The organism is Actinoplanes sp. NPDC049316 (assembly GCF_040677315.1).
GTDB lineage: Bacteria > Actinomycetota > Actinomycetes > Mycobacteriales > Micromonosporaceae > Actinoplanes.
Window position 1 is genome coordinate 1 of sequence record NZ_JBFAQM010000033.1, and the last position, 25,913, is coordinate 25,913.

Here is a 25,913-nt window from a genome sequence, read left to right on the forward strand (position 1 = left end):
CGGCGATCCTGTTCAGCGGGAACTGGATGTTGCACGAGATGGTGACGTACACGCAGCAGTTGTTCGAGAAGATCCCGACCTTGCTCGGCTGAGCTTCCCGTCAGAGCTTGCAGGCCGCCCCTCGCTGTCGCGAGGGGCGGCCTTGATCGACACCGCCGTCGCCGCCGGGCTCGCGACCGCTGGATGGAGGGCGCCCGGACAGCCGGCCGCCCTTGATAGGGGGACGGCCGCCGGCGGGACGGCCGCCTGGGGGACGGCCGCGGGCCGGGACCGTTAAGCGGCGGCGCCGGTCGCCTTCACCAGGGCGACGGTCTGCTCGATCGTCGCCGCGCGGTCGGCCGAGAACGCGTCGTCGATGAGGACGAGCGGGTCCGCCGGGTACACCAGGGCGGAGATGTGCAGGTGCCCGCCGGGAACGTCGGTGGCGCCGAGCTCGAGGCGCAGGCGGTTGGAGCGGTACATGCTCTCGTTCGACAGGTAGTTGCCGCCGCCACCCGCCTGGGCCTGCCCACCCGCGGACGGGCCCTCGTCGTGGCACCGTACCGGCCCGGACGGCCGGGTGCCGGCCGGCCACTCGCAGATCCGCGGGTTGAGCGCCGTCGGCCAAGGGCCGGTGCCGGCGTCGATCATCGCCCGGTACGGCAGCGTCGTCTCGATGAACTCCGGCGTCGGCGCGGGATGCGGCCGGCGCGGCGCCGGCGGGATGAGCTCCGCCTCGCCCTCGTTGTTGTTGTCGGGCGAGCCGCCGCGCCACGCGCCGGCCCATTGCTCGATGTTCATGACGCCGCGCAGACCCTGGCTGATCGTCATGATCAGGTCGGCGCGCTCGCGCGAGCGCGCGGTCAGGTGCGGGCCGAACGCGTCCTCGACGATGCCGGCGTCGAAGCCGCTCCACGTGACGGGCAGCACGACCGACTGCACCCGGATGCGGGCACGCCCCTCGCGGTAGGTCAGCCCGTCCAGCTGCAGCGCGGACGCGCCCGACGGGTTGGACCGGCGGATCTCGCCGTTGAGCTGGTACGGGTCGAACCCGCTCACCAGCACCCGCTTCACCCCGCGCCCGGACGTGGTGGAGGTGATCCCGCGGGACGCGTACTCGTAGGTTCTGAGCAGCGCGGACCGCTCGGCGCCGGAGAGCGCGAACCCGGGGGACCACTGGCGGATGTCGCGGGTGCCCATCAGCCGTGACCAGTAGAGCGGGCGGTCGTCGTAGCGCTCGATGGTGCCCATCCGGATCCGGCCCTGGGCGCGCGCTACCGCGGTCTCCCACAGCCACGCGCCTTCGCGCTGCAGCAGCCGGCGGGCGGCGGGGACGGACGGCGCACGGCAGAGGTCGTGCCTCAGCCTCTCCACGGACGGCGTGAAGCCTCCCGACTCGACCAGCTCGTACGGCACCCGCACCCCACCGGGCAGCGCGGGTGTCTCGATGCGGCTCTCCTCGTACGTGACCGGCGCATCGCGGTCGTAGCAGGAGCGGGTGGCGGCGGCGGCCACCTGCGGGACGCTGAGGACAGTGGCGCAGACGGCGATGACGGTGAACAGGTGCACGGGCGGTACCTGCCTTCGTCGGCAAGGGATCGACGCGCTTCACTCTATATCCGTCATGCCGGGTTCACGGCGGCCGTGACCGGAGCGGTCACGCCGGGATCGTCGCCGGCTCTCTCCCGGTCAGCATGCGGGCCGGGCCGGCGCAGGCCGAGCGCCAGCCCCGCCGCCACCGTGGCGATGCCCGCCCATACCAGCAGCTGCGGCGCCGGGCCGCCCAGCGCGACCCCGGTGCCGGCCGCCGCCACCGGTGCGATGCCCGTGAGCAGGCCCGCCGTGCCCGCCCCGAGCCGGGCCACGCTGCCGTACCAGAGCACGAAGGCGACCGCGGTCACCATGACGGCCAGGTAGCCGCCCGCCAGCAGCTCGCGCGTGGTGAGCCGGGTGACGGCCGCCGGTCCCTCATGGACGGCCCCGAGCACGGCGAGCATCGCGGCGGCCAGCCAGACGGCGTGCACGGACACCCCGACCGGGCCGTGGCGGCCCAGCACCGGCACGGCGAGCAGCGTGAACGCCGCCTCGCAGGCGAAGGCCGCCGCGGCCCAGGCGAGACCCGCGGCGTCCGTGCGCCCCAGGCCCTGCACCAGCGCGGCGCCGGCGGTCACGACGATCGCGGCGGCGAGCACCGTACGGCTCGGCCCGCGCCCCTCCAGCAGCGGCCCCACGACCGCCAGCAGGGGCGGTACACAGGCCACCGCCACGCCCAGCACCGCGGGCTCGGCGTGCTGGGCACCCTGTACGAGCGCCACGTTGAAGACCACCAGGCCGGTGGCGGCGATCCCGGCCAGCCAGCCCCACTCCCGGCCGCGGGGGCGCCGCACGCGGACGCCGCGGGTCCGGGCGAAGGCGAGCAGCAGCAGGCAGGCGACCGCGTACCGCAGGGACTGGGTGGTGAACAGCGGAGCGTCGGCGAGCACGCCGGAGACCGCGACGCTGCCGCCCACGCAGCACATGGCGGCGGCGCCGGACATCAGAGAGACGAGACGGGACATGAGATCCATGCTGCGGGGCGTATGGTCCTGTCCCAAGGACCATTTCGTGGCTCTCGGGGAGGACCAAATCGATCTGCTGGGCGTACCCCCGGAGCGCGGCCGCACGGCGTGGCTGGCCGACGGGCTGCGCGCCGCCATCGGCGACGGACGGCTCGCCCCCGGCACCCGGCTGCCCGCGACCCGGGTGCTCGCCGACGACCTCGGGGTGTCGCGCGGCGTGGTGGTCGAGGCGTACCAGCGGCTCACCGACGAGGGGCTGCTCGCCGGCCGGACCGGGGCGGGCACGACCGTCACCGCCCGGGCGCCACGGCCGCGCGCGGATCCCGTACGCCGGGAGACCTCGGGCCTGCGCCTGCCGCAACCCCCGTCCCCGGGCATCGACCTGGACCTCTCGCCGGGGGTTCCCGACCTGTCGGCCTTCCCGCGCGCCGCCTGGCTGCGCGCCGAACGCGCCGTGCTCGCCGAGGCGACGACCGCCGACTTCGGGTACGGCGACCCCCGCGGCAACCCGCGGCTGCGCGCCGAGCTCGCGACCTGGCTCGTGCGCAACCGTGGCGTGCGGGCGACCGCCGACGACCTGATCGTCGTCAGTGGAGTGGCGCAGGCCCTCGCGCTGCTCAGCCACAACCTGCGCGTCCGTGGGATCGACGCGTGCGGCATGGAGGACCCCGGTTCCCGCGGCGCCCGCGACGAGCTGCGGCACTGGGGTGTACGGCCGGTGCCGGTGCCGGTCGACGCGCACGGCGTCCGCGTGCCCGACCTGACCGCCACCGGCGTGGAGGCGGTCCTGCTCACCCCCGCCCACCAGTTCCCGACCGGCGTGGTGCTCAGCCCGCGCCGCCGGCTGGCCCTGCTGGAGTGGCCCGGCCTGATCATCGAGGACGACTACGACGCCGAGCACCGCTACGACCGGGCCCCGGTGGCGGCGCTGCAGGCCTCGGCGCCGGAACGGATCGCGTACTGCGGCAGCGTGTCCAAGTCGCTGGCCCCGGGCATGCGCCTCGGCTGGCTCATCGCGCCGCGGCACCTGCACGCCGACCTCGTGACCGCGAAGCACGCCAGCGACCTGGGCAACCCGGCGCTGCCGCAGCTCATCCTGGCGCGCCTGCTGGCCACCGGCGAGCATGACCGGCACTTGAGGACGGTCCGCCGCCGCCAGCGCCGCCACCGCGACGCGCTCGTCGCGGCGTTGCGCGAGCACGTGCCGGCCGCCCGGGTCGAGGGCATCGCGGCCGGGCTGCACGTCCTGGTCACGCTGCCCGCCGGCGCGGACGACGTGGCGCTCGCGGAACGGATCGCCGGGGCGGGCGTACGGGTGCAGCCGCTGTCCTGGCACCGGCAGCTGCCGGGCCCACCCGGCCTGGTGATCGGCTACGCGGCGCAGCCGCCGGACCGGCTGGCCGAGGCCGTACGCCGCATCGGCGCGGTCATCCGCTGACCCGGGGGCCGTAGCGGGTCCGGGATCCGTACGTGCGGTCCACCAGCTCCACATAGGCCAGCTGGGGGACCTCGGGCTGCAGCGCGTGGAAGAGGTGGCGGGCGACCAGCTCGAACGTGGGGCGGAACGGGAAGCGCACGGTCCACGGGCCGTCGCCGAGGATGTGCGTCCACCGCTCGAGCCGCCCGGTCAGCTCGTCGGTGTCGCAGTACCACCCGCGCTCGGTCAGCTGCTCGTCGTCGAAGGAGACCCCGGCGCGAAGCACCACCTCGATGTCCTCCCCGGCGCCGAGCCGCGGCCCGCCGCGTGCCGCCAGCACCGGTGACGGGAGTCCCTGGCGAGCGCGGAAGACCCGTTCCACCTCGACCAGGTACGCCATCAGCGGCCCGGCCGCGGGGTGACGAGGATGCCGTTGAGGACCACCAGGAACGCCCAGCGCAGCCGTTCCCCGCCGGACAGCAGCTCCTCGCCGAGCGCCGCGATGTGCGGATAGACCGAGGCCGGCGCGGTGCGGACCGCCTCGACCATCGCGTTCCACGTGTCCTCGTCCGCCGGTGGGCTCGCCGCGTGCTCGGCGGCCGACGCGGTCGCGTACTGCAGCAGGATGTCGATCGCCCAGGCGGCCCGGTCGGCGGGCACCTCGCCCTCGGCGAGCAGGCCCAGCATGGTCTCGATCAGCGCGAGGGAGTGCGGGCCGGACGGCCGGGAGATCAGCGCCGACTGCGCCAGGCCCCGATTGGCGAACAGGATCCGGGTGTACGACTCCAGCACGCTCACCAGGCGTTCCTGCCACGGGCCGCAGCCGCCGGCGGGGGTCAGGTCCACCTCGCCGAGCAGCTCGTCGAGGACGGCCGCGTGCAGCTCGGCGGTGTTGCGCACGTACACGTAAAGCGAGGCCGGGCCGGTGTCGAGTTCGGTGGCCAGGCGTCGCATGGTGACCCGGGACAGACCCTCGGCGCGCATCACCGCGACCGCGGTGGCGATGATGCCGTCCCGGGTGAGGGCGGGTTTCGCTGGGCGCTCGCGGCGGCTCTGCGGGGGTGCCATGTGCCTACCGTAGGAGATCGCCGGCCCGGGGCCGTGGCGGCCCACGGCATGCCGGCCCGGCGATGGCGGCGGCCGTGGCGTCGCCGGCCGGGATCGGGCGGTCCGCGGGGCGAATCGGCCGTATTATGCCCGCGTCGCCCACGACCGGGGGCGAAACCGCTCACATTTGCTCCGGCGATGCCGATCGCCGGTCCACAACTCGTGACGGGATGGACTACGGTCAGTTGATCGAGACCGGGCCGAGGGAGGTGGGATGGCAGGCGCCGACACCCATTTGCAGGCGCTCCGGGCGCTGCACGCGGTGACGAAACGGGTGCATGCCAGCCTCGACCTCACCCAGACCCTGGACGCCGTCGCCTGGGGGGTCGTGGAGGTGGCCGGGTTCGGCCTCGCCGCGGTCAACCTCGCCGAGGAGAACGGCGACTACACCACGGTGGCGGTGGCCGGCAGCGACGAGTTGCGTGACGAGCTGCTCGGCAGCCGGGGGTCGGCGGAGAACTGGCGCGAGCTGTTCCGCCGCGCCGAGCGCTGGGGCACGCTGTACTTCGTCGACCACCGCACGGGGGTGCCCGACAGCCTGTACACCTGGGTGCCCGACATCGCGGAGACCGACGACCCGGACATGTGGCACCCCATGGACTGCCTGTTCGCGCCGCTGATGGCGCCCGGCGGCGAGTGGGTCGGGGTGCTGAGCGTGGACCTGCCCGACGGGCTGCGCAAACCCGGACCCGAGCAGCTCGAGATCCTGGCCCTGTTCGCCGAGCACGCCGCCATCGCCATCCAGCACGCGCGGCTGCACTCGGCGCTGGAGCGCAGCCAGTCCGAGGCCGAGTACGCCGCCACCCACGACTGCCTGACCGGGCTGGCCAACCGCACCCTGCTGCGGACCCGGGCCGAGGCGATCCGGCACCGCCCCGGCGTGCAGATCGCCGCGCTGGTGGTCGACCTCGACGGCTTCAAGAAGGTCAACGACCAGGCCGGGCACGAGGCGGGGGACGAGGTGCTGTGCGTGATCGCCGAACGGCTGCGCCACCACCTGCGCGACGGTGACGTCATCGCGCGTACCGGCGGGGACGAGTTCGTGGCCGTGGTCACCGGGACGGGCCTGCACGACACGATCGCGGCGACCGCCGAGCGGTTGCGCGCCGCGCTGGCCGAGCCGATCAGCGGCGCCACCGGGCTGCACCGCGTCGGCGCGAGCGTCGGCTGGGCGCTCGGCGAGACCGGCGACGACGTGGAGCGCCTCGTCGTCGAGGCGGACCACGCGATGTACCGGCAGAAGCGGCGGACTAGCGCCGGGGTGCTGTGACCCGCAGGTCGGCGTCGATCGCGGCGGTGGCGGCCAGCAGCGGGGGCAGCAGGGAGTCCCGCAGGAAGCCGACCGACGTCCGGCTGGCGTGCACGGAGACGTTCACGGCGGCGACCACGGCGCCCGTACGGTCGTGCACCGGCGCCGCCATCGACCGCAGCCCCTCCTCCAGCTCCTGGTCGACGATGGCGTAGCCCTGCTCGCGGACCCGCTTGAGCTCGGCGCGCAGCGACTCGGCGGAGGCGACCGTCCGGTCCGTCAGCGGCTCCAGCGACACCCGTTCGAGGAACGCCTCGATCTGCTCGCCGGGCAGGTGCGCCAGCAGGACGCGGCCCATGCTGGTCGCGTACGCCGGGAAGCGGGTGCCCACGTTGATCGCCACCGTCATGATCCGCCGGGTCGGCACCCGGGCCACGTAGACGACGTCGTCGCCGTCGAGCACCGACATCGACGACGACTCGTGCACCTCGGCGACCAGGCGTTCCAGGTGCGGCTCGGCCACGTCGGGCAGCGACAGGCTGGACAGGAACGAGTAGCCGAGCTCCAGCACGCGCGGGGTGAGGGAGAACAGCCGGCCGTCGGTGCGCACGTACCCGAGGTCGGTGAGGGTGAGCAGGAACCGGCGGGCGGCGGCGCGGGTCAGGTCGCAGATGCGGGCGACCTCGCTGAGGGTGAGCTCGGGGTGCCGCGCGTCGAACGCGCGGATGACGGCCAGCCCGCGTTCCAGGGACTGCACGTAGTGGGGCTCACGGGCCTGGTCACTCATTGCACGCACCCTAACCGGCCGCCGGGCCCTCCTCGCGGAGGACCTCCTGTGCCAGGCGGAACGCGGTGTTGGCGGCGGGGACGCCGGCGTACACGGCGGTGTGCAGCAGCACCTCGGCGATCTCCTGCGGGCTCAGGCCGTTGCGCCGGGCCGCGCGGACGTGCATCGGGAGCTCGTCGTGGCACCGCAGGGCCGTCAGCACGGCCAGCGTCACGCAGCTGCGGGTACGCCGGTCCAGCCCGTCCCGGGTCCACACGCCGCCCCACGCGTACCGGGTGATGAACTCCTGGAACGGCTCGGTGAACTCGGTGGTCGCGGCCACGGCCCGGTCCACGTGGGCGTCGCCGAGCACCTCGCGGCGTACGGCCATCCCGTCGTCGTACGCGTCAGCCATCGAGTGCCTCCAGGATGAGCCGGTTGGCCGCGGCCGCCTGCTCGTACGTGGCCAGATGCGCGGCCCGTTCCAGCACGACCAGGCGTGCGCCGGGAATCGCCGCGGCGATGGCCGCGCCGTGCGCCGGCGGGGTCGCGGGGTCGTCCGCGCCCGCGACGACCAGCGCCGGGACGGTGATGCGGGGCAGGTCGGCGCGCAGGTCCATGTCCTCGATGGCGGCGCAGGCGCCCGCGTACCCGGCCGCCGGGGTGGCCGCGATCATGTCGCGCAGTCGGCCGGTCTCCTCCGGGCGCAGCGCCGCGAACTCCGGCGTCACCCAGCGGGCGACCACCGTGTCGGCGACGGCCCCGGTGCCGCGGGCGAGCACGGTGGCGGCGCGCTGTGCCCACGACGACGCCGGTCCGAGCAGCGCCGAGGTGCAGCAGAGCACGAGCCGGCCGACGCGCCCGGGGGCGTACGCGGCCAGCCACATCGCGGTCATGCCGCCCAGCGACAGCCCGCAGACATGGGCCCGCGCGACGCCGAGGTGGTCCAGCAGGTCGAGCGCGTCGCCGCCGAGATCGGCCAGGGAATACCGCCCCGGGGGTACGGGTGAGCGCCCGTGTCCCCGAGCGTCGTAGCGGATCACCCGGAACCGCCGCGACAGGACCGGGGCCTGCGGTTCCCACATGGACAGGTCGGCGCCGAGCGAGTTGATCAGCAGCAGCGGCGGGGCGTCCGGCGGGCCGTCCACCCGGTGGTGCGGGATCATCGCCGGGCTTCCCGCAGCGCGCGGTCGATGAGCGCGCCGGCGCTGCCGAGGTACCCGGCCGGGTCGAGCAGCCGGGTCACCTCCGCGGCCGGCAGGTGCGCGGTGATCGCCGGGTCCGACGCGAGGTCGCCGCGCTCGACGGCCTCGCGGACCAGATCGTGTCCCTTCGGGCCCAGCGCCGCCGCGATCCGCTCGGCCAGCAGGGCACCGCGGGTGATGTCGAGGTTGCGGCGCATGCGGCCCCGGTCCACCCGCAACCCGCCGAGCGAGGCTCGCAGGTGGTACGCCGCGGACCCGGCCCCCTCGAGCAGCGCCCGCAGCGGCCGCCACTCCGCGTGCCAGTTCCCCGCCGCCCGCTGGTGTTCCTGGGGCATCGCCGCGAGCAGCGTCGCCACCAGCCCCGGTGTGGTGGCGGCTGCCGCGGAGGCGCTGATCGCATGGATCGGGTTGTGCTTGTGCGCCAGCGTCGACGACCCGCCCCCGCCGCCGCCCTCGGCCACCTCACCGGTCTCGGTCTGGGCGTGCAGCACGATGTCCCGCGCGACCTTCCCGCAGGCGCCGGCAGCGATGCCCAGCGCGCCCGCGAGGTCGCCGATCCGGGACCGCTCGGTGTGCCACGGCAGCTCCGGTTCGGCCAGCCTCAGTTCCCCGCTGTACGCGGTGACCAGCCGCAGCCCGTCGGTCCCGTACGCCGCGAGGGTGCCGACGGCCCCGCCGAGCTGGGCGGCGAGCCGGTGCGCGCGGACGTCGGCCAGGCGCCGCCGGGCGGCGGTGAGGCCGGTGAGCCAGCCCGCCGCGACCAGCCCGAACGTGGTGGGCAGCGCCTGCTGCAGCAGCGTGCGCCCGGCGACGAGGGTGTCGCGGTGCTGCTGCGCCAGCTCCGCCGCGTGGTCCGCGGCCCCGGCCAGGTCGTCCAGCAGCGGCCCGAGGGCGCGGTGAGCGACCAGCATCGCGGCGGTGTCCACGATGTCTTGACTGGTGGCGCCGCGGTGGACCAGCGCGGCGGCGTCGCCCGCAACGGCCGCCCGCAGTCGCCGGACCAGCGGCACCACCGGATTGCCCGTCTCCGCGGCGTCCGCGCTCAGCGCCGCCACGTCGATCTCCAACGCGGAGCAGGCGGCGGCGACCGCCTCGGCATCGGCCGCCTCGGCGAGCCCGGTCCGGGCGGCGGCGCGGGCCAGCGCGGCCTCGGCGTCGAGCAGCGCGCGGACCCAGGCGCCGTCGCTCACCGCGGCGCGTACGCCCCCCGCGGCGAGGACCCCGTCGAAGAGCCCGCCGTCAGAGCTCGAAGAAGACGGTCTCATCGTCACCCTGCAGCCTGATGTCGAAGCGGTAGCCCTGATCGTCGTGCTCGGCGAGCAGCGTGTGCCGCCGCTGCTGCGGCACGGTGGCCAGCACCTTGTCCGCGTCGTTCGCCTGCGGCTCGTCGGCGAAGTACACGCGGGTCACGACCCGGTGCAGCAGGCCGCGGGCGAAGACGGAGACCGCGAGATGCGGCGCCTGACCCTCGACCGGGCCCGGTTTGACCGTACGGATCGCCCACCGCCCGTCGTCGTCCGTGGCGCACCGGCCGAACCCACGGAACCCCGGCGTGTGAAAGCGTCCTTCAGGATCCGCCTGCCATGTCTCCACCAGCGCGTCGGGGACCGGCTCGCCGGCGCCGTCGCGGATCTCGCCGCGCAGCCACACCGCCCCCGGTGCGTCCGCGGCGACCACGTACGGCCCCTCGGCCCAGGTCAGCCCGATCGACAGGTACGGCCCGACGGTCTGCGAAGGAGTCGGCCCCGCGCTGCTGTGCCCGATGGGCATGCCCTCCTGGCCCTCACCGTCGCGGTGGTCGGCAGCCTGCGCTGGGCGTGGCTCGGTGCAGTCGGTCATGCCGGGGTCTCCATCGGGGTGGCCGAGTCGCCGCTCAGCACGATGTCGAACCGGAAGCCCAGCGCCCACGACTCCACCGTCGCGGACAAGTCGAATGCGGAGACCAGCCGGTCGCGGGCGAACTCCGGCACCGAGTTGTAGATCGGGTCGTACGCGAACAGCGGATCGTCGGGGAAGTACATCTGGGTGACGAGGCGCTGCGTGAAAGCCCGCCCGAACAGCGAGAAGTGGATGTGCGCCGGCCGCCACGCGTTCGGATGGTTGCCCCACGGGTAGGCGCCCGGCCTGACCGTCACGAACCGGTAGCGCCCCTGCGCGTCGGTCATCGTGCGGCCCACCCCGGCGAAGTGCGGGTCCAGCGGCGCGTCGTGCCGGTCCCACTTGTGCAGGTAGCGGCCGGCGGCGTTGGCCTGCCACACCTCCACGAGCTGGTCGGCGACCGGCCGGCCGGCGGCGTCGCGGACCTGGCCGTGCACGATGATGCGCTGGCCCTGCGCCTCTGCGGTGCCGTCCACCGACAGGTCGGCGTCGCCGGCCACGACCGGGCCCTCACCGAGCACCGGGCCGGTCAGCTCGCCGAGCGAATGCGGCAGCAGGATCGGCTGCTGCCGCGGGGCGCGCAGGACCGTCGACTTGTACCCGGGCGACAGCAGCGGGGGATGGGGTGACGTCGTCATGTCCTCTCCTCGTCGTCGGGCCGCGCCGAGCCGGTCAGCGCCCGCAGCGCGGCCAGCTCGGCGCGGCGGGGCGCCTCGGTGGTGCTCACCGTCGGCGCTAGTCGCAGCGGCCAGCCGGTCGCCGCGACCGCGCGGTCCGGGGTGACCCCGGGGTGCAGGTGGGTCAGGACCAGCTCACGGTCGCACGGGTCGGGCTCGAGCACGCCCAGATCGGTGATGACCAGCGCCGGGCCGCCGCCGCGCAGGCCGAGCCGGGCGCGGTCGCCCGGGCCGGCGCCGTGCCCGACGGAGGTGACGAAGTCGACGCGGTCGACGAAGGTGCGCCGGCTCTGCCGGACGACCACGATCACCTCCCGGCAGGACGCGGCGATCTCGGGCGCGCCGCCGGCGCCGGGCAGGCGTACGCGTGGATCGGTGTAGTCGTCGCCGATCACCGTGGTGTTGATGTTGCCGAACCGGTCGAGCTGCGCGGCGCCGAGGAACCCCACGTCGATGCGGCCCGGCTGGAGCCAGTAGTTGAACATCTCCGGCACGCTGACCACCGCGTCGGCGGTCTCGGCCAGCACCCCGTCGCCGATGGACAGCGGCAGCCGGTCCGGTTTGGCGCCGATCGTGCCCGACTCGTAGACCAGCACGAGGTCCGGCGCGTGCGTACGCCGGGCCAGGTTCGCCGCCGTGCTGGGCAGCCCGATGCCGACGAAGCAGCGGGTGCCGCCGCGCAGTGCCCGTGCCGCCGCGACGGTCATCATCTCGTCCGCCGTCCACGTCACGACGTGAGCTCCTTCAGCCACTGCGCGAACGCGGCGCGGTCCCGGCTGATCGCGTCCCAGCGCCGGTAGTAGTCGTTGTCGCGGTCGCTGAAGCCCATCGCGTACGAGGGATGCGAGCCGCCGGGCACGTGCGCGACCCGCGTGACGGCCCAGGCCGGCAGCACGACCGCGCCGGGCACCGGGGTCAGCTCGTCCACCACCTCCTCGACGGTGACCAGCGAGCGCGCCGAGGCCAGCACGACCTCCTTGTGCACCCCGGTGATGCCCCAGTACTGCACGTTGCCGTGCCGGTCCGCGCGCTGGGCGTGCACGATGCCGACGTCCGGGTTGAGGGCCGGTACCGCGGTCAGCGTCTCGCCGGTGAACGGGCAGGTGATCGGCGCGATGGTCGCGGTGTGCCGGGCCAGGTCGGTGCCGGTGTACCCGCGCAGCACGGCGAACGGCAGCCCGGAGGCGCCGGCGACGTACCGGTTGGCCATCCCGGCGTGGCTGTGCTCCTCGATCTCCAGCGGGCCCGGCCAGGCCTGCTGGACGGCGTCGCGGAAGCGGTGCAGCGAGCCGACGCCGGGGTTGCCGGCCCAGGAGAACACCAGCTTGCGCGCGCATCCGGCGCCGATGAGCTGGTCGTACACGATGTCGGGGGTCATCCGGACCAGGGTGAGGCCGCGGCGGCCCTGCCGGATGATCTCGTGGCCGGCGGCGACCGGGATGAGGTGGGTGAAGCCTTCGAGGGCCACGGTGTCGCCGTCGTGGACCAGCTCGGCGACGGCCTCGGCGAGGGGGACGATCACCGCGGCAACCCCACGTAGTTCTCGGCGAGCGTGGTCGCGGCCGCCGTGGAGCCCGCCACGTACGCGAGCTCGGCCAGCTGCAGCCGATCGCCGAACGGGTCGTCGCCGGGATGCCGGTGCAGCATCGAGGTCATCCAGTTGGAGAACCGCTGCACCTGCCACACCCGTCTCAGGCAGGTGTCCGAGTACGACGCCATCAGCTCCTCGTTCCCGTGGCGGTAGTACGCCGTCAGCGCCTCGGCGAGCACCCGGACGTCCGCCACGGCCAGGTTGAGTCCCTTGGCGCCGGTCGGCGGGACGATGTGCGCCGCGTCCCCGGCCAGGAAGACCCGGTCGTGGCGCATCGGCTCGACGACCACGCTGCGCATCGGCGTGACGCCGCGTTCGAGCACCGGGCCCGCGACGAGCGGCAGCCCGAGGCGCCGGCGCAGCTCGTCCCAGATCCGCTCGTCCGGCCACTCCGCGAGGTCGGTGCCGGGCGGCACCTGCAGGTAGAGCCGCACGATCTCGGGGGTACGCATGCTGTGCAGGGCGAACCCGCGCTCGTGGTAGGCGTACACCAGCTCCTCGTTGGCCGCCGGCGCCCGCGCCAGGATGCCCAGCCAGGCGTACGGGTGCACCCGCTCGTGCCGCCGCACGGCGCCCGCGGGGAGGGCGTCGTACGCGACCCCGTGCGAGCCGTCGCAGCCGGCCACGACGTCGCACTCGAGGCTCTGCTCCACGCCGTCGTGCTTGTACGTGATCGTGGTGCCGTCGATGCCGGTCACCTCCGCCTCGAAGCGCAGCGGCAGGCCGTCGCCGAGCCGGGCGGCGATGAGGTCCTTGACCACCTCCTGCTGGCCATACACGGTGATGGTCCGGCCGGTGAGGCCCGCCAGGTCGATGCGGTGCCCCTCGCCGCCGAAGCGCAGCTCGATGCCGCGGTGCACCATGCCCTCCCGCCGCATCCGCGCGCCCACGCCGAGCTCGTCCAGCAGGTCGGCGGTGCCGTGCTCGAGCACGCCGGCGCGCACCCGGCCCTCCACGTACGCGCGGGACCGGCGCTCGAGGATCACCGACTCGATCCCCTCCCGCTGCAGCAGACGGGCCAGGACCAGGCCCGCCGGTCCGGCGCCGATGATGCCGACCTGGGTCCGCACGTCGCCCCCTCTCATCGGCACCTGTCGTTGACGCGAGCCGTTCTCCATGAGAACTTACGTGCGGAGAGCGCACACAGACAAGAGGAGGCCGGGACATGCGCCGGATCATCGCGGGGCTGGCAGCGCTGACCCTCGTCGTCGCCGGGGCAGGCTGCGGCTCCGGCGACTCGGGCGGGGACACCGGCGGCGGGGGAGTGGACAAGGTCAAGGTCGGCATCATCCCGATCGTCGACGTGGCGCCGCTCTACCTCGGGCAGCAGAAGGGCTTCTTCACCTCCCGCAAGATCGAGCTGACCATGGAGAGCGGGCAGGGCGGCGCCGCCATCGTGCCCGGGGTGGTCAGCGGCCAGTTCCAGTTCGGCTTCAGCAACATGACCTCGCTGCTGATCGCGCAGACCAAGAACGTGCCCGTCAAGGTGGTGGCCAACGGCGTCGCCTCCACCGGGCAGGCCGGCAAGGACTTCGGTGGCGTCGCCGTCCGCAAGGACAGCCCCATCACCAAGGCCGCCGACCTGGCCGGCAAGAAGATCGCCGTCAACACGCTCAAGAACATCGGCGACACCACCGTGCGCGAGTCGGTCCGCAAGGCCGGCGGCGACCCGGGCGGCATCACGTTCGTGGAGATGCCCTTCGCGAACATGCCCGCGGCGCTGCAGGCGGGCCAGGTCGACGCCGCGTGGGTCGTCGAGCCGTCCCTGTCGGCCGTCACCGCCGCCGGCGGCCGCGTCGTGGCCTGGAACTACGTCGACGCGGCGCCCGACCTCACGGTGGCCGCGTACTTCGCCTCGACCAAGCTCATCGCCGACGACGCCGACCTCGTCAAGCGCTTCACCGACGCGATGAACGAGTCGCTGACCTACGCCGGCGCCCACCCCGACGAGGTGCGCGCGGTGCTGGGCACGTACACGAAGATCGATCCGGCGGTCCGTGCCTCGCTGACCCTGCCGAAGTGGCCCACCACGATCAACCGGGCGTCGGTCGAGACGCTCGCGAAGCTCGGCGCCCAGGACGGGATCTTCGCCGGCGCGACCCCCGACCTGAGCAAGATCCTGCCGTGATCCTGCGCCTGTCCGGCCTGGCCGCGCTGCTCCTGCTCGTCGAGGTGCTGCCCCGGCTGGGCCTGGTCACCGACCTGCCGCCGACCAGCCGCATCCTCGCCGCGCTCGCCGACGAGGCCGGCACCGCCGCCTTCTGGACCGCCGTCGGTGACACCCTCACCGCGTGGGCGCTCGGGCTCCTGATCGCCGTCGCCGCCGGGGTCGGCGTGGGCGTGCTCCTCGGCGCGGTGCCGGCGCTGCGCGCCTGGACCGCGTCCACGGTGGAGTTCCTGCGGCCCATCCCGTCGGTCGCGCTCATCCCGCTCGCCGTCCTGCTGTACGGCACCAGCCTCGGCTCCACGCTCCTGCTGGTCGTGTACGCCGCCTTCTGGCAGGTCCTCGTCCAGGTGCTGTACGGGGTGGCCGACGTCGACCCGGTCGCCGACGAGACCGCCCGCAGCTTCCGGTTCAGCCCCTGGGCCCGGCTGCGCCACGTGCTCTGGCCCACCGCGCTGCCGTACGTCTTCACCGGCATCCGCCTGGCCGCCGCCGTCGCGCTGGTCCTCGCCGTCACCGCCGAGCTGGTGATCGGCGCGCCCGGCCTCGGCTCCGTGATCGCCGTCGCGCAGAGCTCCGGCGCCCTGCCCACCATGTACGCCCTCATCGTGGTCACCGGCCTGCTCGGCGTCGCCATCAACGTCGGCGCCCGCTACGCCGAACGCCGGTTCCTGTCCTGGCACCAGTCCGTGCGGGCGGAGATGGCGCTGTGAGGCGGGCCCTGCGGTTGCTGACGCTCCCGGCCGTACTCTTCGCGCTCTGGTACGCAGCCAGCCTCGGCAGCGAGAACTTCTACGCCCCGCCGCTGCGGACGATCCTGTCCGCGTTCGCCGACACGTGGACCCCGGACCGGCTCCGCGCCGACGTCCTGCCCAGCATCGCCCGGCTCGCCGCCGGCTATGCGCTCGCCGCGCTGCTCGGGGTCGCCGCGGGCGTCGCGATCGGGGCGAACCGCCGGCTGCGTGCGGCCGCCGAGCCCCTCCTCGAGTTCTTCCGGGCCGTCCCGCCGCCGGTGCTCGTACCCGTCATCATGCTCTTCGCCGGCATCGGCGACGGCATGAAGATCATCGTGATCGTCTCCGGCTGCGTCTGGCCGGTCCTGCTCAACACCGTCGAAGGGGTACGTGCCGTCGACGGCGTGCTCAGCGACACCGCCCGCGCGTACGGCGTCACCGGCCCGGCCCGGTTGCGCCACCTCCTCCTGCCGGCCGCGTCCCCGCAGATCGTCGCGGGCCTGCGGCAGGCGCTGTCCATCGCGATCATCCTCATGGTGATCAGCGAGATGTTCGCCGCGAGCAACGGTCTCGGCTTCACCATCGTGCAGTTCCAGCGCAGCTTCGCGATCCCCGAGATGTGGAGCGGCATCATCCTGCTCGGACTGCTCGGCTTCGCGCTGTCCGAGCTGTTCCGGCTCGCCGAACGCCGCCTGCTCGCCTGGTACCACGGCCTGCGCGACGCCAGCCGCTCATGAGGGGGACGACAACCATGCTGGAGGTCCAGGGCCTGCGCAAGGTCTACCGGTCGCAGCGACGTGAGGTGGAGGCGCTGCGCGACCTGACGTTCACGGTCGAGGCCGGTGAGCTGGTGTGCCTCGTCGGCCCGTCCGGCTGCGGCAAGACCACGCTGCTGCGCTGCATCGCCGGCCTGCTCGACCCCACCGGCGGCACGGTCCGCGTCGACGGGCGCGAGGTCGCCGGGCCGCCGCCGGGCATGGCCGTCGTCTTCCAGGAGTACGGCCGCAGCCTGTTCCCGTGGATGACCGTGCGCGACAACGTCGAGCTGCCGCTGCGGCAGAAGAGGATCGCGAAACCCCGGCGGGCCGTGCTGGTCGCCGACGCCCTGGCCGCGGTCGGTCTCGACGGTACGCAGAGCGCGTACCCGTGGCAGCTGTCCGGGGGTATGCAGCAGCGCGTGGCGATCGCTCGGGCGGTGGCGTACGAGCCGTCGATCCTGCTCATGGACGAGCCGTTCGCGGCCGTGGACGCCCAGACCCGGGCCGACCTCGAGGACCTCGTCAGCGAGCTGTGGCAACGGCTCGGCGTGACCATCCTGTTCGTCACCCACGACATCGACGAGGCGGTGTACCTGGGCCGGCGCGTCATCATGCTCTCGGCCTCGCCGACCGTCGTGCAGGACCAGCTGGCCGTCGACCTGCCGGCCGCCCGCGACCAGCTGCACACCCGCGCCGACCCGCGGTTCGCGGCCCTGCGTACCCGCGTCTACGAACAGATTCAGGCCGCGAAGGGCCGCGCCGCCGCGCAACCTCCGGCGTCCCTGGGCAGTTGATCAACATGTGCGTACGCTGACCGCCTTCGTGGCCCTGATCTGCACCATCGCCCTCGGCACCCCGGCGCGGGCCGCCGTCGCGGCCACCCCGGCGTTCAACTCGACCGTGTGGGCGCTGGCGTTCCGCGGCGACACCGTCTACGTCGGAGGGTCCTTCACCCAGCTGACGTTCCGGGGGCACACCTACACCCGCAAGCGGCTCGCGGCGTTCAACGCGCGTACCGGTGCCGTCCTGCCCTGGAACCCGACCGCCAACGGCACCGTACGCTCGCTCGCGGTCACGGTGACCGGCCGCCCGGCCGTGTACGCGGCCGGCGACTTCGACACCGTCGCCGGCGCCCGCCGGGACTCGCTGGCCCGCATCGACGCGGTCACCGGCCGGCTCGACCGCTTCTCCCACACGGTCTCGGGCACGGTCTCGACCCTCACCATCGGCAACGGCCGCGTCTACGTGGGCGGCGCCTTCTCCCGCGTCGACGGTGCGACCCGGCGCAACATCGCCGCGTTCTCCCACGCGTCGGGCGCGCTGGACCGCTCGTTCCACCCCGTCGCCGACGGGCGGGTGCGCGCGCTCGCGGTCACCCGTACCCGGCTCTACACCGGAGGCGAATTCACCCACCTCAACGGCGCGTCCCGCGCCCGCCTCGCCGCGGTCACCCCGGCGACCGGCAGGCTCGTCACCGCTTTCCGCCCGCAGGCGCCCCACCTCGTCATGGACATCGCCATCTCACCCACCGGCATCTCCACCGGCACCGGAGGCCCGGGCGGCCGGGCGGTCGGCTACACCCCGTCCGGGGCCGTCCGCTGGACCCACCTCTTCGACGGCGACGTCCACAACCTGGCCGTGCTGGGCGGCACCACGTACGTCGGCGGCCACTTCGACCGGGCCTGCCGCTCCGCCAGCACCATCAAGCAGCTGGGCTGCCCGGCCGGCTACGCCTCGCGGGTCAAGCTCGCCTCCCTCGACAGCGCCGGCCGGCTCACCCGCTGGAACCCCCGGGCCAACGGCACGTACGGAGTCCAGGTCGTGACCGCGGACCCGGGACACCGGCGGGTCGGCGCGGGCGGGCAGTTCACGTCGATCGGCGGGGCGGGGCGCTACCGGTTCGCGCTGTTCGGCTGATCGGTACTCAGGCGCTTCCGCTCGACAATGCTCGTCGCCGTCACCACGGTGAACGGCGGCACATCCTTCGCGACCACGGCGCCCGCCCCGACGACCGAGCCGCGTCCGATGGTCACGCCGGGGGCCACGGTGGCCGCGGCGCCGATCCACACGTCGTCCTCGATGACGATCGGCGCGTGCGTGATGAAGTCGTACCGTTCGGCGAGCTCGACCGGGTGCCCGGCCGTGCTCAGCGTCACCCGCGGACCGATCATGACCCGATCCCCGACCGTGATGCCGCCGTAGTCGAGGAAGAAGCACCCCTGATTGATGAACACCCGTTCCCCGAACGATGCGCCGAGCCCGTAGTCGCAGTGGAACGGCGGCAGGATCGACAGCGAATCCGGCACCGGCCCACCGAAGATCTCGGTGAGCACCGTCCGGCGGGCCTCGAGGTCGTCGAACGGCAGCGCATTGAGGCGCGAGGTCAAACCCATCACCACCTGTACGCGCTCGGCGAAGGCTCGTGATTCGGGTGTCCGTGTCCGGAGGCGTTGCTCGTTGCGCACGAGCCATGGTGGCACGGCGAGATGCCGCCCAGGTTTCCGCCGAAGCCCGGGATGACTATCGCCGGCCGCCGAAAGTCCAGCGATGAACCTCGACCGCGGCGTACCGGTCTGCGCTCAGCACCGCGCGTGCCTGTTCCGGTCCCGGCGCCCGGACCAGCATCGCCGTTCCCAGCCATGCCGCGCCGTCGTCGGACAGCAGCGGCCCGTAGGCGATCAGGTCGTCCCCGGCGGACGGCGCAGCGAGGTCAGCCGTCTCCCCGGCGCCGAATCCGAGCACCAGGTAGCGATCTCCCGGCGTGCCGCCTCCCGGGAACTCCCACATCGTGCGCCCCAGCACGTTGCGCCACCGGCGCAGCAGGACGTCCCGGTAGACGCCGGCCTGATAGTTGGGCTCCTCGAAGGCGAACGCGCGGGCGGCGGCGGGATCGGGCAGGTCGACGATGTGCAGGCTGCCGGTGGGGGTCTCACCGTCGGCGGCGAAAGTGGGGCCGCGGGCGATCATCGTCGTCGCGTACCGGTCCATGTAGGCCCAGTGGTGCTCGGCCAGCTCGTGACGCAGAGCCACGGAACCGGGCCGGTCGCGGTGGTAGCACAGAAACTCCATGCCGGGAATCCTGCACCACCGACGGGTCCGGTCACCCGTCCGAGTCATGGCGCAAGGGATCGGCAGTCGTTACGGTCGGTCGCTGTTGCGACGTAGGCGGCCGCCGCTCGCTCAAGGGATTGCACCATCGACACAGGAGCGCGCGTGGGTTCAAGGATTCCGTTCCATCGCAGGGCCGCCGGCGTGGTCACCGGCTTGCTCATCGGACTGGCCGGCGCCGTCGTGGCGACCGCGCCGGCGAGTGCGCACACCGGAGAGCTCACCGCGGCGGCGCAGTGCACCGGCAACGGCTGGACGGCCACCTGGACGCTCGCGACGACCGCCACCGGCGGCCACGAGGGCGTGCTCAGCAACGTCAAGGTCGACGTCGGCTACACGGACCCTCCGAGCCACGTCGGTGGCTCACCGAAGCTCACCACGTTCTCCGACGGCGCCACGGTCACGGGTGACACCACCGTCAGCGACACCCTGTCCCTGTCCCCGGAGGGCACGGGCGCCGCGCTCACCCTCACGGTGACCTGGAAGGTCGGCGAGGAGACCCACGCCAAGACGCTGCACGCCGAGGCCGACGCGCCGACGACCTGCTCCTGGCCGCCCAAGCCGGAGCCGTCGACCTATTCCGCGTCCTTCGACTGCACCACGCTGAGGTTCAAGCTGGTCAACCCGGCGTCCTCCAACCAGGTGGTGGACCTGCGCCTGACCCCGAGCGAGGGCGAGCAGCGGATCGTGTCCGCCGAGCCGGGCGAGACCAAGACCGAGAGCTTCCCGGCCACCGCCGGCTTCACCCTCGCTGTGAGCTCCGCCGGCGGCCCGCAGCCTCCCGGCGGCGAGAAGCCGCGCATCATCGCGTACGAACGGCCGGCGGACTGCACCACCGGGAACGGCGGCGACGCCGCGGGTGACGGAGCGGCCGGCGGTGGCGCCGCCGCCGGCAACGGCGACGAGGGCGGCCTGCCGGTGACCGGCGCCGCTGCCGGAGCGATCGCCGGCACGGCGGCCGTCCTGCTCACGCTGGGCGTGGGGTTGTTCGTCGTGGCACGGCGCCGCCGGGTGAAGTTCACCGCCTGACGTGCCACCGGGAGAAGCCCGCCGGCCGCGAGCGGCCGGCGGGCCGGACCTCTAGGGTGAGCCGATGGCGTCGGTCAAGCAGTTCCAGGTCACCTTCGACTGCAATAACCCTGAGCGCGTCGCCCGCTTCTGGTGCGAGGTGCTCGGCTACGTCGTGCCGCAGCCGCCGCCCGGCTTCGCGAGCTGGGACGAGTTCGATCGCTCGCTGCCGCCCGAGCGTCAGGGATCGGCGTTCGCCTGCGTCGATCCCTCCGGGGTGGGGCCGCGGCTGTTCTTCCAGCGGGTGCCCGAGGGCAAGGTGGTCAAGAATCGCCTGCATCTTGACGTACGCGTGGGCACCGGGCTGGTGGGCGACGAGCGCCTGGCCGCGCTCGAAGCCGAAGCCGAGCGCCTGACCGCGCTCGGCGCGCGCCGGGTACGGCTGTTGCGCGCCGACGGTTTCAACGAGTCGTGCCTCGTGATGCAGGACGTCGAGGACAACGAATTCTGTCTCGACTGAGCATGCGCGAGGCTCGGGTCAGCCGATGGTCCGGGCCTCGTGGCCGAGGTCGCTCTGTCTGATCAGCGCGGCCGCGGCTTCGTGGCCGAGGGCTCGGTGGGCCTCGAATTCGCCGGCGTCGTACAGCTGCCGGCCGGTGCTGTCGTTCGGGAATCGGGGGTGACCCGCGGCGTAGGCGCGTACGTCCCAGGAGCCCTCTTTCCACCAGCCGAGCTTGCACACCCACAATCTCCGGACGCCTACCCACTCCAACCCCTTTCCTGGAGGCGCTACCAGTGCCGAACGTCCCGCGAGGAGGCCGGCGGCGGGGAGCGTCCCCGTAGACACCGGCAGCGGGCGGGGCCTAGCATCTGCCCACACCGCATAGACATCCATCGACGCCTCTGCGCCACCGTCGAAGCGCTTCGATGAGCCGGTGCGGTGTCCCTACGACGATGGGAAGCACATGCGAAAGGCAAGGATTGCGCTCTCCGTGGCTGCCGCTGCGGCCGTCACCGCGGGCGTGGGCATCGGCGGCGCCCTCCCCGCGTCCGCCGCCGCCGGCTGCAGCGTCGCCTACACGATCAGCAGCTCGTGGCAGGGCGGCTTCGGCGCCAACGTCACGATCACCAACCTGGGGGATCCGCTCACCTCGTGGTCGCTGGTCTGGTCCTATGCGGCCGGTCAGACGGTCACCCAGGCGTGGAACACCACGCTCACCCAGAGCGGATCGACAGTGACGGCCAGGAACGCCGGCTACAACGGTTCGATCGGCACGAACGGAACCGTGTCGTTCGGCTTCAACGGCTCCTGGACCGGAAGCAACCCGGCGCCGACCGTGTTCACCCTCAACGGCACCGCCTGCACCGGCGGCGTCACCCCGCCGACCGGCCCGACGACGCCTCCGCCGACGACGCCTCCGCCGACGACGCCTCCGCCGACCGGCGGCGTGCCATCGGATGCCGTCTGGGTCGGCTCCGGCCAGTGGGACAACTGGACCAGCAACGGCTACACGATCTACAACAACATCTGGGGCTCGGGCGCCGGCACCCAGACGACGTGGGCGAAGTCGCCGAGCAACTGGGGCGTGGTCGCCAACCACCCGCGCACGAGCGGCATCAAGTCGTACCCGAACGTCAGCTACCCGCTCAACCGCACACTCGGGTCGCTCAGCTCGCTCACCAGCTCGTACAACGTGACGGTCCCCGCGAGCGGCGACTACGAGACCACGTACGACATCTGGGCCGACAACAACGCGTACGAAATCATGATCTGGACCAACAAGCAGGGCGCGGTGGGCCCGATCGCGGAGAAGTACGACGCGAACGGCGCGGTCCCGACCGCCACCAACGTCAGCGTCGGCGGCGCCACCTGGAACATCTACCGCGGCTCCAACGGCGCGAACGCGGTCTTCTCGTTCGTCCGCACCTCCAACAGCACCTCCGGCACCCTCAACGTGCTGGCGATGCTGAACTGGCTGCGCACCAACAACTGGTGGGGGAACGTGACGCTCGGCCAGTTCCAGTTCGGCTACGAGATCTCGGGGACCGCCGGCCAGTCGTCGTTCACCACCAACAGCTACAGCCTCAGCTTCGGCTGACTGGAAATCGGTGGAGCCGGGCGGGGCGTTCGCCTAGCCTCACGGCATGAACCTCAGGTCTGTGACGACGACGCCGGGATGTCCCGGCGTGCCTTCGCGCTGATCTGATCACCAGCGACGACGTGGCCCCGGGCGAACCCGCCCGGGGCCACGTCCGTGTCCGCCGGTGGGTCGCGCGGGGCCGGACGAGGAGACAGCGATGCCCGCCGACCACCGCAAGCTCGGCCGAGAGCTCGACATCTTCGACTCCGACCCGCTCATCGGCGCCGGCCTGCCGTTCTGGCTGCCGGCCGGCGCCGCCGCCCGCCGCGAGGTCGAGTCCTACCTGTACGAGCTGGAACGCCGCGCCGGCTACCAGCACGTGTATTCACCGGTCCTGGGCAAACGCCGGATGTACGAGCTGTCCGGGCACTGGGAGAACTTCGCCGACGACATGTTCCCGCCCATGCGGCTCGGCGACGACGACCTGGTGATGCGGCCCAGCCTCTGCCCGCACCACGCGCTCGTGTTCCGGTCCCGGCAGCGGTCGTACCGGGATCTGCCGGTGCGCATCGCCGAGATCGGGGGGATGTACCGGGCCGAACGCTCGGGGGTGCTCGGCGGGCTGACCCGCGTACGGTCGATCTCGCTGAACGACGCGCACATCTTCTGCGGCATGCGCGATGCGGCGGCGGAAGTCGCCGGAGTGCTCGCGCTGATGCGGCAGGCCCATGCCGCGCTCGGGGTTGCCGTGTCGTCGTATCAGTTGTCGTTGCGCGGCGACGGCGGCAAGTACGCCGGCGACGGCGCGGGCTGGGCCCAGGGCGAACGCCTGCTGCGCGAGGCGCTCGACGCGGCCGGGGTGGCGTACGAGGCGGTCGCGGGGGAGGCGGCCTTCTACGGACCGAAGATCGACGTGCAGATCGCCGACCCGGCCGGCCGCGAGTCCACCCTCGCCACCATCCAGATCGACCTGCATCAGCCGGCGCAGTTCGGACTGTCGTACCGGGTGGCGTCCGGCGGCCTCGAGCGGCCGGTGATGGTGCACCGCAGCCTGGTCGGCTCGCTCGAACGGCTCTTCGCCGCCCTGCTGGAGACCCACGCCGGCGCCTTCCCCGTCTGGTACGCGCCGGTGCAGGTCGTCGCCCTGCCGGTGGGCGCCGCCGAACGGGACGCGGCCGCCGCGTTCCGCCGCGCCGCGATCGACGCGGGGCTGCGGGCCGAGGCGGACGACGACGGCTCGCTCGGCGCCCGGATCCGGGCCGCCGCGGGCCGCAAGATCCCGTACGTCGCCGTCGTCGGCCCGCGCGAGGCGTCCGGCGGCGAGGTCTCGCTGCGGCTGCGCGACGGCCGCCGGCTGCCCGCCATGCCGGCCGCGGAGGCCGTCGCGCTGATCCGGGGCGTCGCTGCCGCCCGTACCCTCGAGCTTCTGCCGGGCTGAGCTCAGCCCGCCCGGGCCGCGACCCAGCACGCCTCGCCGCCGTGGCAGGTGGTCAGGCCCTTCAGGGCCCGGTGCAGGGCCGCGATCCGGGCGGGCGGCAGGCTACCGGCGACATTGCGCAATTGGTACGGGTCTGACGCCCGGTTGTAGAACTCGCGGCTCCCGTCGGCGTACTCGACGTACGTGTACGTCGCGGTCCGCAGCGCGGCGTAGTCCGGCGGGTTGCCGCTCAGCCGCGACGGGTTGTCCGGGTCCCGCGGATCCGGCGAGGGATGGTGGTGCTCCACGAGCGACGCCTTGCGCCACGGCACCGGTCCCGCGCTGTCGCTGTCGGCGCCCAGCAGCGGCCGGAAGCTGCGGCCGTCCACGTCGGCCGGCACGACCGCGCCGGCCAGGTCGCCGAACGTGGGCCGCAGGTCGATGTTCGACACCGGCTCGCGGACGACCCGCCCGGCGGGCACGCCCGGGCCCGCCACGATCAGCGGCACCCGCACATCGGTGTCGAACGCCGTCTGCTTGCCCGGGCCCAGCCGGTATTCGCCCAGGTGATACCCGTTGTCCGAGGTGAACATCAGGATCGTGGACCCGGCCACCCCGGCCGCCGTCAGGGTCTGCTGCAGCGAGGCCACCATCCGGTCGACCGCCTGCACCGCCCGGACCCGCTCGCGGAAGACGTCGTCCATCAGGCCGCGCTGCTGCGCGGTCAGCGGCGCGCGCCCGGCCAGCCACCGCGGCGCGCCGGCGGGCAGGGCGTCGAAGGCCGGGCTGCGCGGCGCGGTCACCCCGGGAAAGGCGCGGGCATCGCGCGGGGCAGGCGTGTACGGCGAATGCGGCGCGTACGTCGCCACCTCCACCAGAAACGGCGTACGGCCGCCGGCGGCGTCCCGGATGAACGCGGACGCCTTGGCGCTCACGACATCGGTCAGATAGTCACCCGGCGCCGAGCCGTAACGGCGCACCTGCCGATTCTCGTTGAGGTCGTAGTCGAAATTGCGGTACGCGTTCCCCCCGGCATGCCAGTCCGTCCAGCCCGGCGGCACATACCTGCCCTTCGGCTGATACTCGTTGAGATACTTGCCGAAGAACGACGTCCGATATCCCGCGGCCTGCAGATCCGTGGCGAAGGTCGACTTCTCCAGTCCCTTGCGGTGGAACAACCGGAACCCGCCGTCCACCCCGTGATTCGTGAAGATGCCGGTGTTGTGCGGGAACTTCCCGGTCAGCAACGAGGCCCGCGACGGACAGCACAGCGAATCGGTCACGGTGTAGTTGGCGAAACTCGCGCCGCGCTTCTGCAACGCCAGCACGTGCGGCATGTACCGCACGAGATTCATCGACAGATCATCGGTCAGCACCAGCACGATGTTCGGCCGCGCCTCAGCCGCCGTCGCCGGCGGCGGCGGGGAAGCCGAACCCGACGCCGTGACGGGGTGCGGCCCGGACCGCGAGGTGCACCCGCCGGCCAGACCGAGCACAGCCACGACGGCCAGCACACCCACCCGAACACGTAGAGCCATACAACGGACATTACGGCCTGAAGATCTCATCGTCGATCAGAACGACCGGCCCCCTCCCCGAGGCGCGGCGGCCCGCACGACGGCCAGGGCCACGTCGTACGGATGGAACCGCACATCCCCCCGCCGAGCCTGCCCGCCGAGGGTGAGCGCGATCCCCCGTACGCCGGGCAGCGCGGCCAGGATCTCCGCGACATTGCCCGGCGTGAAGTCCAATCCCACGAGCAGCGGTCGCTCCCGCGCCAGGCCGTCGAGATCCCCGACCTGGAACTCCTCCTCGAACTCGGGCGCCTTGTCCCGCAGGAACACCCACGAATCGCGATACTCGGGAAGCACGTCGGCGCGGAACAGTGCGGCGTGCAGGCCGGGCGTGTCGGCGTACCGGCTGAAGACCCATCCGGGATCGTCGTCATGCGAGATCTCGATGCCGCCGTACACGACGCCGACGCCGGCCTCGTCCAGCGCCGACCGTACGCCGGCCGGCGGAATCGTCCCGACGATCGGCTGCACCATCCCGGCGCCGACCGCGGCGACCGTCCGAAGGATCCGGCCGAGATCCCCGGACAGCTCCGCCGCCGGGGCGGCCATCACCCGCAGGTGCAGGTCGGCGACGTCGCGGACGTCGACGATGCCGAAGCGCCGGCGGGGTGCGGCCGGCATCGTCGTCCTCGGTGTACTCGG

29 protein-coding genes are annotated in these 25,913 nt (G+C 73.3%); 11 read left to right on the top strand and 18 right to left on the bottom strand.

Annotation, left to right across the window (positions count from 1 at the left end; translation table 11 throughout):
- Positions 1-273 precede the first annotated feature (273 nt).
- Together AB0K03_RS34350 and AB0K03_RS34355 are read right to left on the bottom strand one after the other, a co-directional pair.
- On the bottom strand, positions 274-1,548 hold the full coding sequence (locus AB0K03_RS34350; protein ID WP_364693916.1) for a hypothetical protein: 1,275 nt from the start codon (positions 1,546-1,548) through the stop codon (positions 274-276).
- A gap of 53 nt (positions 1,549-1,601) precedes the next feature.
- On the bottom strand, positions 1,602-2,537 hold the full coding sequence (locus AB0K03_RS34355) for a DMT family transporter (protein ID WP_364693919.1): 936 nt from the start codon (positions 2,535-2,537) through the stop codon (positions 1,602-1,604).
- 46 nt (positions 2,538-2,583) lie between these two features.
- On the opposite strand from AB0K03_RS34355, the gene AB0K03_RS34360 reads away from it, so the two are divergent.
- Complete coding sequence (locus tag AB0K03_RS34360) at positions 2,584-3,975, top strand: PLP-dependent aminotransferase family protein (RefSeq protein WP_364693922.1); 1,392 nt, start codon at positions 2,584-2,586, stop codon at positions 3,973-3,975.
- Here the strand turns inward: AB0K03_RS34360 and AB0K03_RS34365 are convergent.
- Positions 3,965-4,354: a hypothetical protein gene (locus AB0K03_RS34365; protein WP_364693925.1), complete on the bottom strand. Its 390-nt coding sequence runs from the start codon at positions 4,352-4,354 to the stop codon at positions 3,965-3,967. The genes AB0K03_RS34360 and AB0K03_RS34365 overlap by 11 nt on opposite strands.
- Complete coding sequence (locus AB0K03_RS34370; protein WP_364693927.1) at positions 4,354-5,022, bottom strand: TetR/AcrR family transcriptional regulator; 669 nt, start codon at positions 5,020-5,022, stop codon at positions 4,354-4,356. Before AB0K03_RS34370 ends, AB0K03_RS34365 begins: the two co-directional genes overlap by 1 nt.
- Positions 5,023-5,275: 253 nt before the next feature.
- Here AB0K03_RS34370 and AB0K03_RS34375 point away from each other — a divergent pair, with 253 nt between their 5' ends.
- Positions 5,276-6,331, top strand: a complete 1,056-nt coding sequence (locus tag AB0K03_RS34375) for a sensor domain-containing diguanylate cyclase (protein WP_364693930.1) — start codon at positions 5,276-5,278, stop codon at positions 6,329-6,331.
- On the opposite strand, the gene AB0K03_RS34380 is transcribed toward AB0K03_RS34375, so the two are convergent.
- From AB0K03_RS34380 to AB0K03_RS34420, 9 genes are all read right to left on the bottom strand, one after another.
- Positions 6,312-7,097: an IclR family transcriptional regulator domain-containing protein gene (locus AB0K03_RS34380; protein ID WP_364693933.1), complete on the bottom strand. Its 786-nt coding sequence runs from the start codon at positions 7,095-7,097 to the stop codon at positions 6,312-6,314. The two genes, AB0K03_RS34375 and AB0K03_RS34380, sit on opposite strands and share 20 nt — an antisense overlap.
- A gap of 10 nt (positions 7,098-7,107) precedes the next feature.
- Complete coding sequence (gene pcaC, locus AB0K03_RS34385) at positions 7,108-7,491, bottom strand: 4-carboxymuconolactone decarboxylase (protein WP_364693935.1); 384 nt, start codon at positions 7,489-7,491, stop codon at positions 7,108-7,110.
- A complete protein-coding gene (gene pcaD / locus AB0K03_RS34390) occupies positions 7,484-8,242 on the bottom strand; it encodes a 3-oxoadipate enol-lactonase (RefSeq protein WP_364693938.1) in 759 nt (252 codons plus the stop codon). The genes pcaC and pcaD overlap by 8 nt, the downstream gene beginning before the upstream one ends.
- The gene (pcaB, locus tag AB0K03_RS34395; protein WP_364693941.1) at positions 8,239-9,546 is read right to left on the bottom strand and encodes a 3-carboxy-cis,cis-muconate cycloisomerase; all 1,308 of its coding nucleotides are present in this window, start codon (positions 9,544-9,546) and stop codon (positions 8,239-8,241) included. Before pcaB ends, pcaD begins: the two co-directional genes overlap by 4 nt.
- Complete coding sequence (gene pcaG / locus AB0K03_RS34400) at positions 9,521-10,051, bottom strand: protocatechuate 3,4-dioxygenase subunit alpha (protein WP_364694172.1); 531 nt, start codon at positions 10,049-10,051, stop codon at positions 9,521-9,523. The genes pcaB and pcaG overlap by 26 nt, the downstream gene beginning before the upstream one ends.
- Before the next feature lie 65 nt (positions 10,052-10,116).
- Positions 10,117-10,797 carry a protocatechuate 3,4-dioxygenase subunit beta gene (pcaH, locus tag AB0K03_RS34405; RefSeq protein WP_364693944.1) on the bottom strand — a complete coding sequence of 227 codons (681 nt, stop codon included), beginning with the start codon at positions 10,795-10,797 and terminating at the stop codon, positions 10,117-10,119.
- Complete coding sequence (locus tag AB0K03_RS34410; RefSeq protein ID WP_364693947.1) at positions 10,794-11,567, bottom strand: CoA-transferase subunit beta; 774 nt, start codon at positions 11,565-11,567, stop codon at positions 10,794-10,796. The genes pcaH and AB0K03_RS34410 overlap by 4 nt, the downstream gene beginning before the upstream one ends.
- Positions 11,564-12,358 (bottom strand): CoA transferase subunit A, encoded by a 795-nt coding sequence (locus tag AB0K03_RS34415; RefSeq protein WP_364693950.1) that lies wholly within the window; start codon positions 12,356-12,358, stop codon positions 11,564-11,566. Before AB0K03_RS34415 ends, AB0K03_RS34410 begins: the two co-directional genes overlap by 4 nt.
- The gene (locus tag AB0K03_RS34420; protein WP_364693953.1) at positions 12,355-13,497 is read right to left on the bottom strand and encodes a 4-hydroxybenzoate 3-monooxygenase; all 1,143 of its coding nucleotides are present in this window, start codon (positions 13,495-13,497) and stop codon (positions 12,355-12,357) included. The genes AB0K03_RS34415 and AB0K03_RS34420 overlap by 4 nt, the downstream gene beginning before the upstream one ends.
- 95 nt (positions 13,498-13,592) lie before the next feature.
- On the opposite strand from AB0K03_RS34420, the gene AB0K03_RS34425 reads away from it, so the two are divergent.
- The 5 genes from AB0K03_RS34425 to AB0K03_RS34445 are packed head-to-tail and all read left to right on the top strand — an operon-like array spanning position 13,593 to position 18,000.
- The gene (locus AB0K03_RS34425) at positions 13,593-14,555 is read left to right on the top strand and encodes an ABC transporter substrate-binding protein (RefSeq protein ID WP_364693956.1); all 963 of its coding nucleotides are present in this window, start codon (positions 13,593-13,595) and stop codon (positions 14,553-14,555) included.
- The gene (locus AB0K03_RS34430) at positions 14,552-15,304 is read left to right on the top strand and encodes an ABC transporter permease subunit (RefSeq protein WP_364693959.1); all 753 of its coding nucleotides are present in this window, start codon (positions 14,552-14,554) and stop codon (positions 15,302-15,304) included. Before AB0K03_RS34425 ends, AB0K03_RS34430 begins: the two co-directional genes overlap by 4 nt.
- Positions 15,301-16,062, top strand: a complete 762-nt coding sequence (locus tag AB0K03_RS34435; RefSeq protein ID WP_364693962.1) for an ABC transporter permease subunit — start codon at positions 15,301-15,303, stop codon at positions 16,060-16,062. The genes AB0K03_RS34430 and AB0K03_RS34435 overlap by 4 nt, the downstream gene beginning before the upstream one ends.
- A 14-nt stretch (positions 16,063-16,076) precedes the next feature.
- Positions 16,077-16,877: an ABC transporter ATP-binding protein gene (locus AB0K03_RS34440; protein WP_364693965.1), complete on the top strand. Its 801-nt coding sequence runs from the start codon at positions 16,077-16,079 to the stop codon at positions 16,875-16,877.
- A 7-nt stretch (positions 16,878-16,884) separates the two neighbouring features.
- The gene (locus AB0K03_RS34445; RefSeq protein ID WP_364693968.1) at positions 16,885-18,000 is read left to right on the top strand and encodes a hypothetical protein; all 1,116 of its coding nucleotides are present in this window, start codon (positions 16,885-16,887) and stop codon (positions 17,998-18,000) included.
- Here AB0K03_RS34445 and AB0K03_RS34450 read toward each other — a convergent pair.
- Complete coding sequence (locus AB0K03_RS34450) at positions 17,976-18,476, bottom strand: sugar O-acetyltransferase (RefSeq protein WP_364693971.1); 501 nt, start codon at positions 18,474-18,476, stop codon at positions 17,976-17,978. The two genes, AB0K03_RS34445 and AB0K03_RS34450, sit on opposite strands and share 25 nt — an antisense overlap.
- A gap of 127 nt (positions 18,477-18,603) precedes the next feature.
- Positions 18,604-19,152 (bottom strand): YciI family protein, encoded by a 549-nt coding sequence (locus tag AB0K03_RS34455; protein ID WP_364693974.1) that lies wholly within the window; start codon positions 19,150-19,152, stop codon positions 18,604-18,606.
- Between the two features lie 144 nt (positions 19,153-19,296).
- Here AB0K03_RS34455 and AB0K03_RS34460 point away from each other — a divergent pair, with 144 nt between their 5' ends.
- Both AB0K03_RS34460 and AB0K03_RS34465 read left to right on the top strand, forming a co-directional pair.
- On the top strand, positions 19,297-20,220 hold the full coding sequence (locus tag AB0K03_RS34460) for a hypothetical protein (protein ID WP_364693977.1): 924 nt from the start codon (positions 19,297-19,299) through the stop codon (positions 20,218-20,220).
- Positions 20,221-20,284: 64 nt separating this feature from the next.
- Positions 20,285-20,719, top strand: coding sequence for a VOC family protein (locus tag AB0K03_RS34465; protein WP_364693980.1), 435 nt, complete (start codon positions 20,285-20,287; stop codon positions 20,717-20,719).
- 18 nt (positions 20,720-20,737) lie between these two features.
- Here the strand turns inward: AB0K03_RS34465 and AB0K03_RS34470 are convergent, their stop codons facing one another.
- The gene (locus tag AB0K03_RS34470) at positions 20,738-20,941 is read right to left on the bottom strand and encodes a hypothetical protein (protein ID WP_364693982.1); all 204 of its coding nucleotides are present in this window, start codon (positions 20,939-20,941) and stop codon (positions 20,738-20,740) included.
- A 250-nt stretch (positions 20,942-21,191) separates the two neighbouring features.
- Here AB0K03_RS34470 and AB0K03_RS34475 point away from each other — a divergent pair, with 250 nt between their 5' ends.
- Together AB0K03_RS34475 and thrS are read left to right on the top strand one after the other, a co-directional pair.
- A complete protein-coding gene (locus tag AB0K03_RS34475) occupies positions 21,192-22,298 on the top strand; it encodes a cellulose binding domain-containing protein (RefSeq protein WP_364693985.1) in 1,107 nt (368 codons plus the stop codon).
- Positions 22,299-22,497: 199 nt separating this feature from the next.
- Complete coding sequence (gene thrS, locus AB0K03_RS34480; RefSeq protein ID WP_364693988.1) at positions 22,498-23,718, top strand: threonine--tRNA ligase; 1,221 nt, start codon at positions 22,498-22,500, stop codon at positions 23,716-23,718.
- A gap of 2 nt (positions 23,719-23,720) precedes the next feature.
- On the opposite strand, the gene AB0K03_RS34485 is transcribed toward thrS, so the two are convergent.
- Both AB0K03_RS34485 and AB0K03_RS34490 read right to left on the bottom strand, forming a co-directional pair.
- A complete protein-coding gene (locus AB0K03_RS34485; protein ID WP_364693991.1) occupies positions 23,721-25,235 on the bottom strand; it encodes a sulfatase in 1,515 nt (504 codons plus the stop codon).
- A gap of 36 nt (positions 25,236-25,271) precedes the next feature.
- Positions 25,272-25,892, bottom strand: a complete 621-nt coding sequence (locus AB0K03_RS34490) for a hypothetical protein (RefSeq protein ID WP_364693993.1) — start codon at positions 25,890-25,892, stop codon at positions 25,272-25,274.
- Between the last annotated feature and the right edge of the window lie 21 nt (positions 25,893-25,913).

Coding starts and splice junctions, on each gene's coding strand:
- pcaG (WP_364694172.1), bottom strand. CDS start 10,051: ATGCCCATCGGGCACAGCAGCGCGGGGCCGACTCCTTCGCAGACCGTC.
- AB0K03_RS34465 (WP_364693980.1), top strand. CDS start 20,285: ATGGCGTCGGTCAAGCAGTTCCAGGTCACCTTCGACTGCAATAACCCT.
- AB0K03_RS34355 (WP_364693919.1), bottom strand. CDS start 2,537: ATGTCCCGTCTCGTCTCTCTGATGTCCGGCGCCGCCGCCATGTGCTGC.
- pcaH (WP_364693944.1), bottom strand. CDS start 10,797: ATGACGACGTCACCCCATCCCCCGCTGCTGTCGCCCGGGTACAAGTCG.
- pcaD (WP_364693938.1), bottom strand. CDS start 8,242: ATGATCCCGCACCACCGGGTGGACGGCCCGCCGGACGCCCCGCCGCTG.
- AB0K03_RS34370 (WP_364693927.1), bottom strand. CDS start 5,022: ATGGCACCCCCGCAGAGCCGCCGCGAGCGCCCAGCGAAACCCGCCCTC.
- AB0K03_RS34440 (WP_364693965.1), top strand. CDS start 16,077: ATGCTGGAGGTCCAGGGCCTGCGCAAGGTCTACCGGTCGCAGCGACGT.
- thrS (WP_364693988.1), top strand. CDS start 22,498: ATGCCCGCCGACCACCGCAAGCTCGGCCGAGAGCTCGACATCTTCGAC.
- AB0K03_RS34455 (WP_364693974.1), bottom strand. CDS start 19,152: ATGGAGTTTCTGTGCTACCACCGCGACCGGCCCGGTTCCGTGGCTCTG.
- AB0K03_RS34365 (WP_364693925.1), bottom strand. CDS start 4,354: ATGGCGTACCTGGTCGAGGTGGAACGGGTCTTCCGCGCTCGCCAGGGA.
- AB0K03_RS34490 (WP_364693993.1), bottom strand. CDS start 25,892: ATGCCGGCCGCACCCCGCCGGCGCTTCGGCATCGTCGACGTCCGCGAC.
- pcaC (WP_364693935.1), bottom strand. CDS start 7,491: ATGGCTGACGCGTACGACGACGGGATGGCCGTACGCCGCGAGGTGCTC.
- AB0K03_RS34375 (WP_364693930.1), top strand. CDS start 5,276: ATGGCAGGCGCCGACACCCATTTGCAGGCGCTCCGGGCGCTGCACGCG.
- AB0K03_RS34485 (WP_364693991.1), bottom strand. CDS start 25,235: ATGGCTCTACGTGTTCGGGTGGGTGTGCTGGCCGTCGTGGCTGTGCTC.
- AB0K03_RS34450 (WP_364693971.1), bottom strand. CDS start 18,476: ATGGGTTTGACCTCGCGCCTCAATGCGCTGCCGTTCGACGACCTCGAG.
- pcaB (WP_364693941.1), bottom strand. CDS start 9,546: ATGAGACCGTCTTCTTCGAGCTCTGACGGCGGGCTCTTCGACGGGGTC.
- AB0K03_RS34380 (WP_364693933.1), bottom strand. CDS start 7,097: ATGAGTGACCAGGCCCGTGAGCCCCACTACGTGCAGTCCCTGGAACGC.
- AB0K03_RS34425 (WP_364693956.1), top strand. CDS start 13,593: ATGCGCCGGATCATCGCGGGGCTGGCAGCGCTGACCCTCGTCGTCGCC.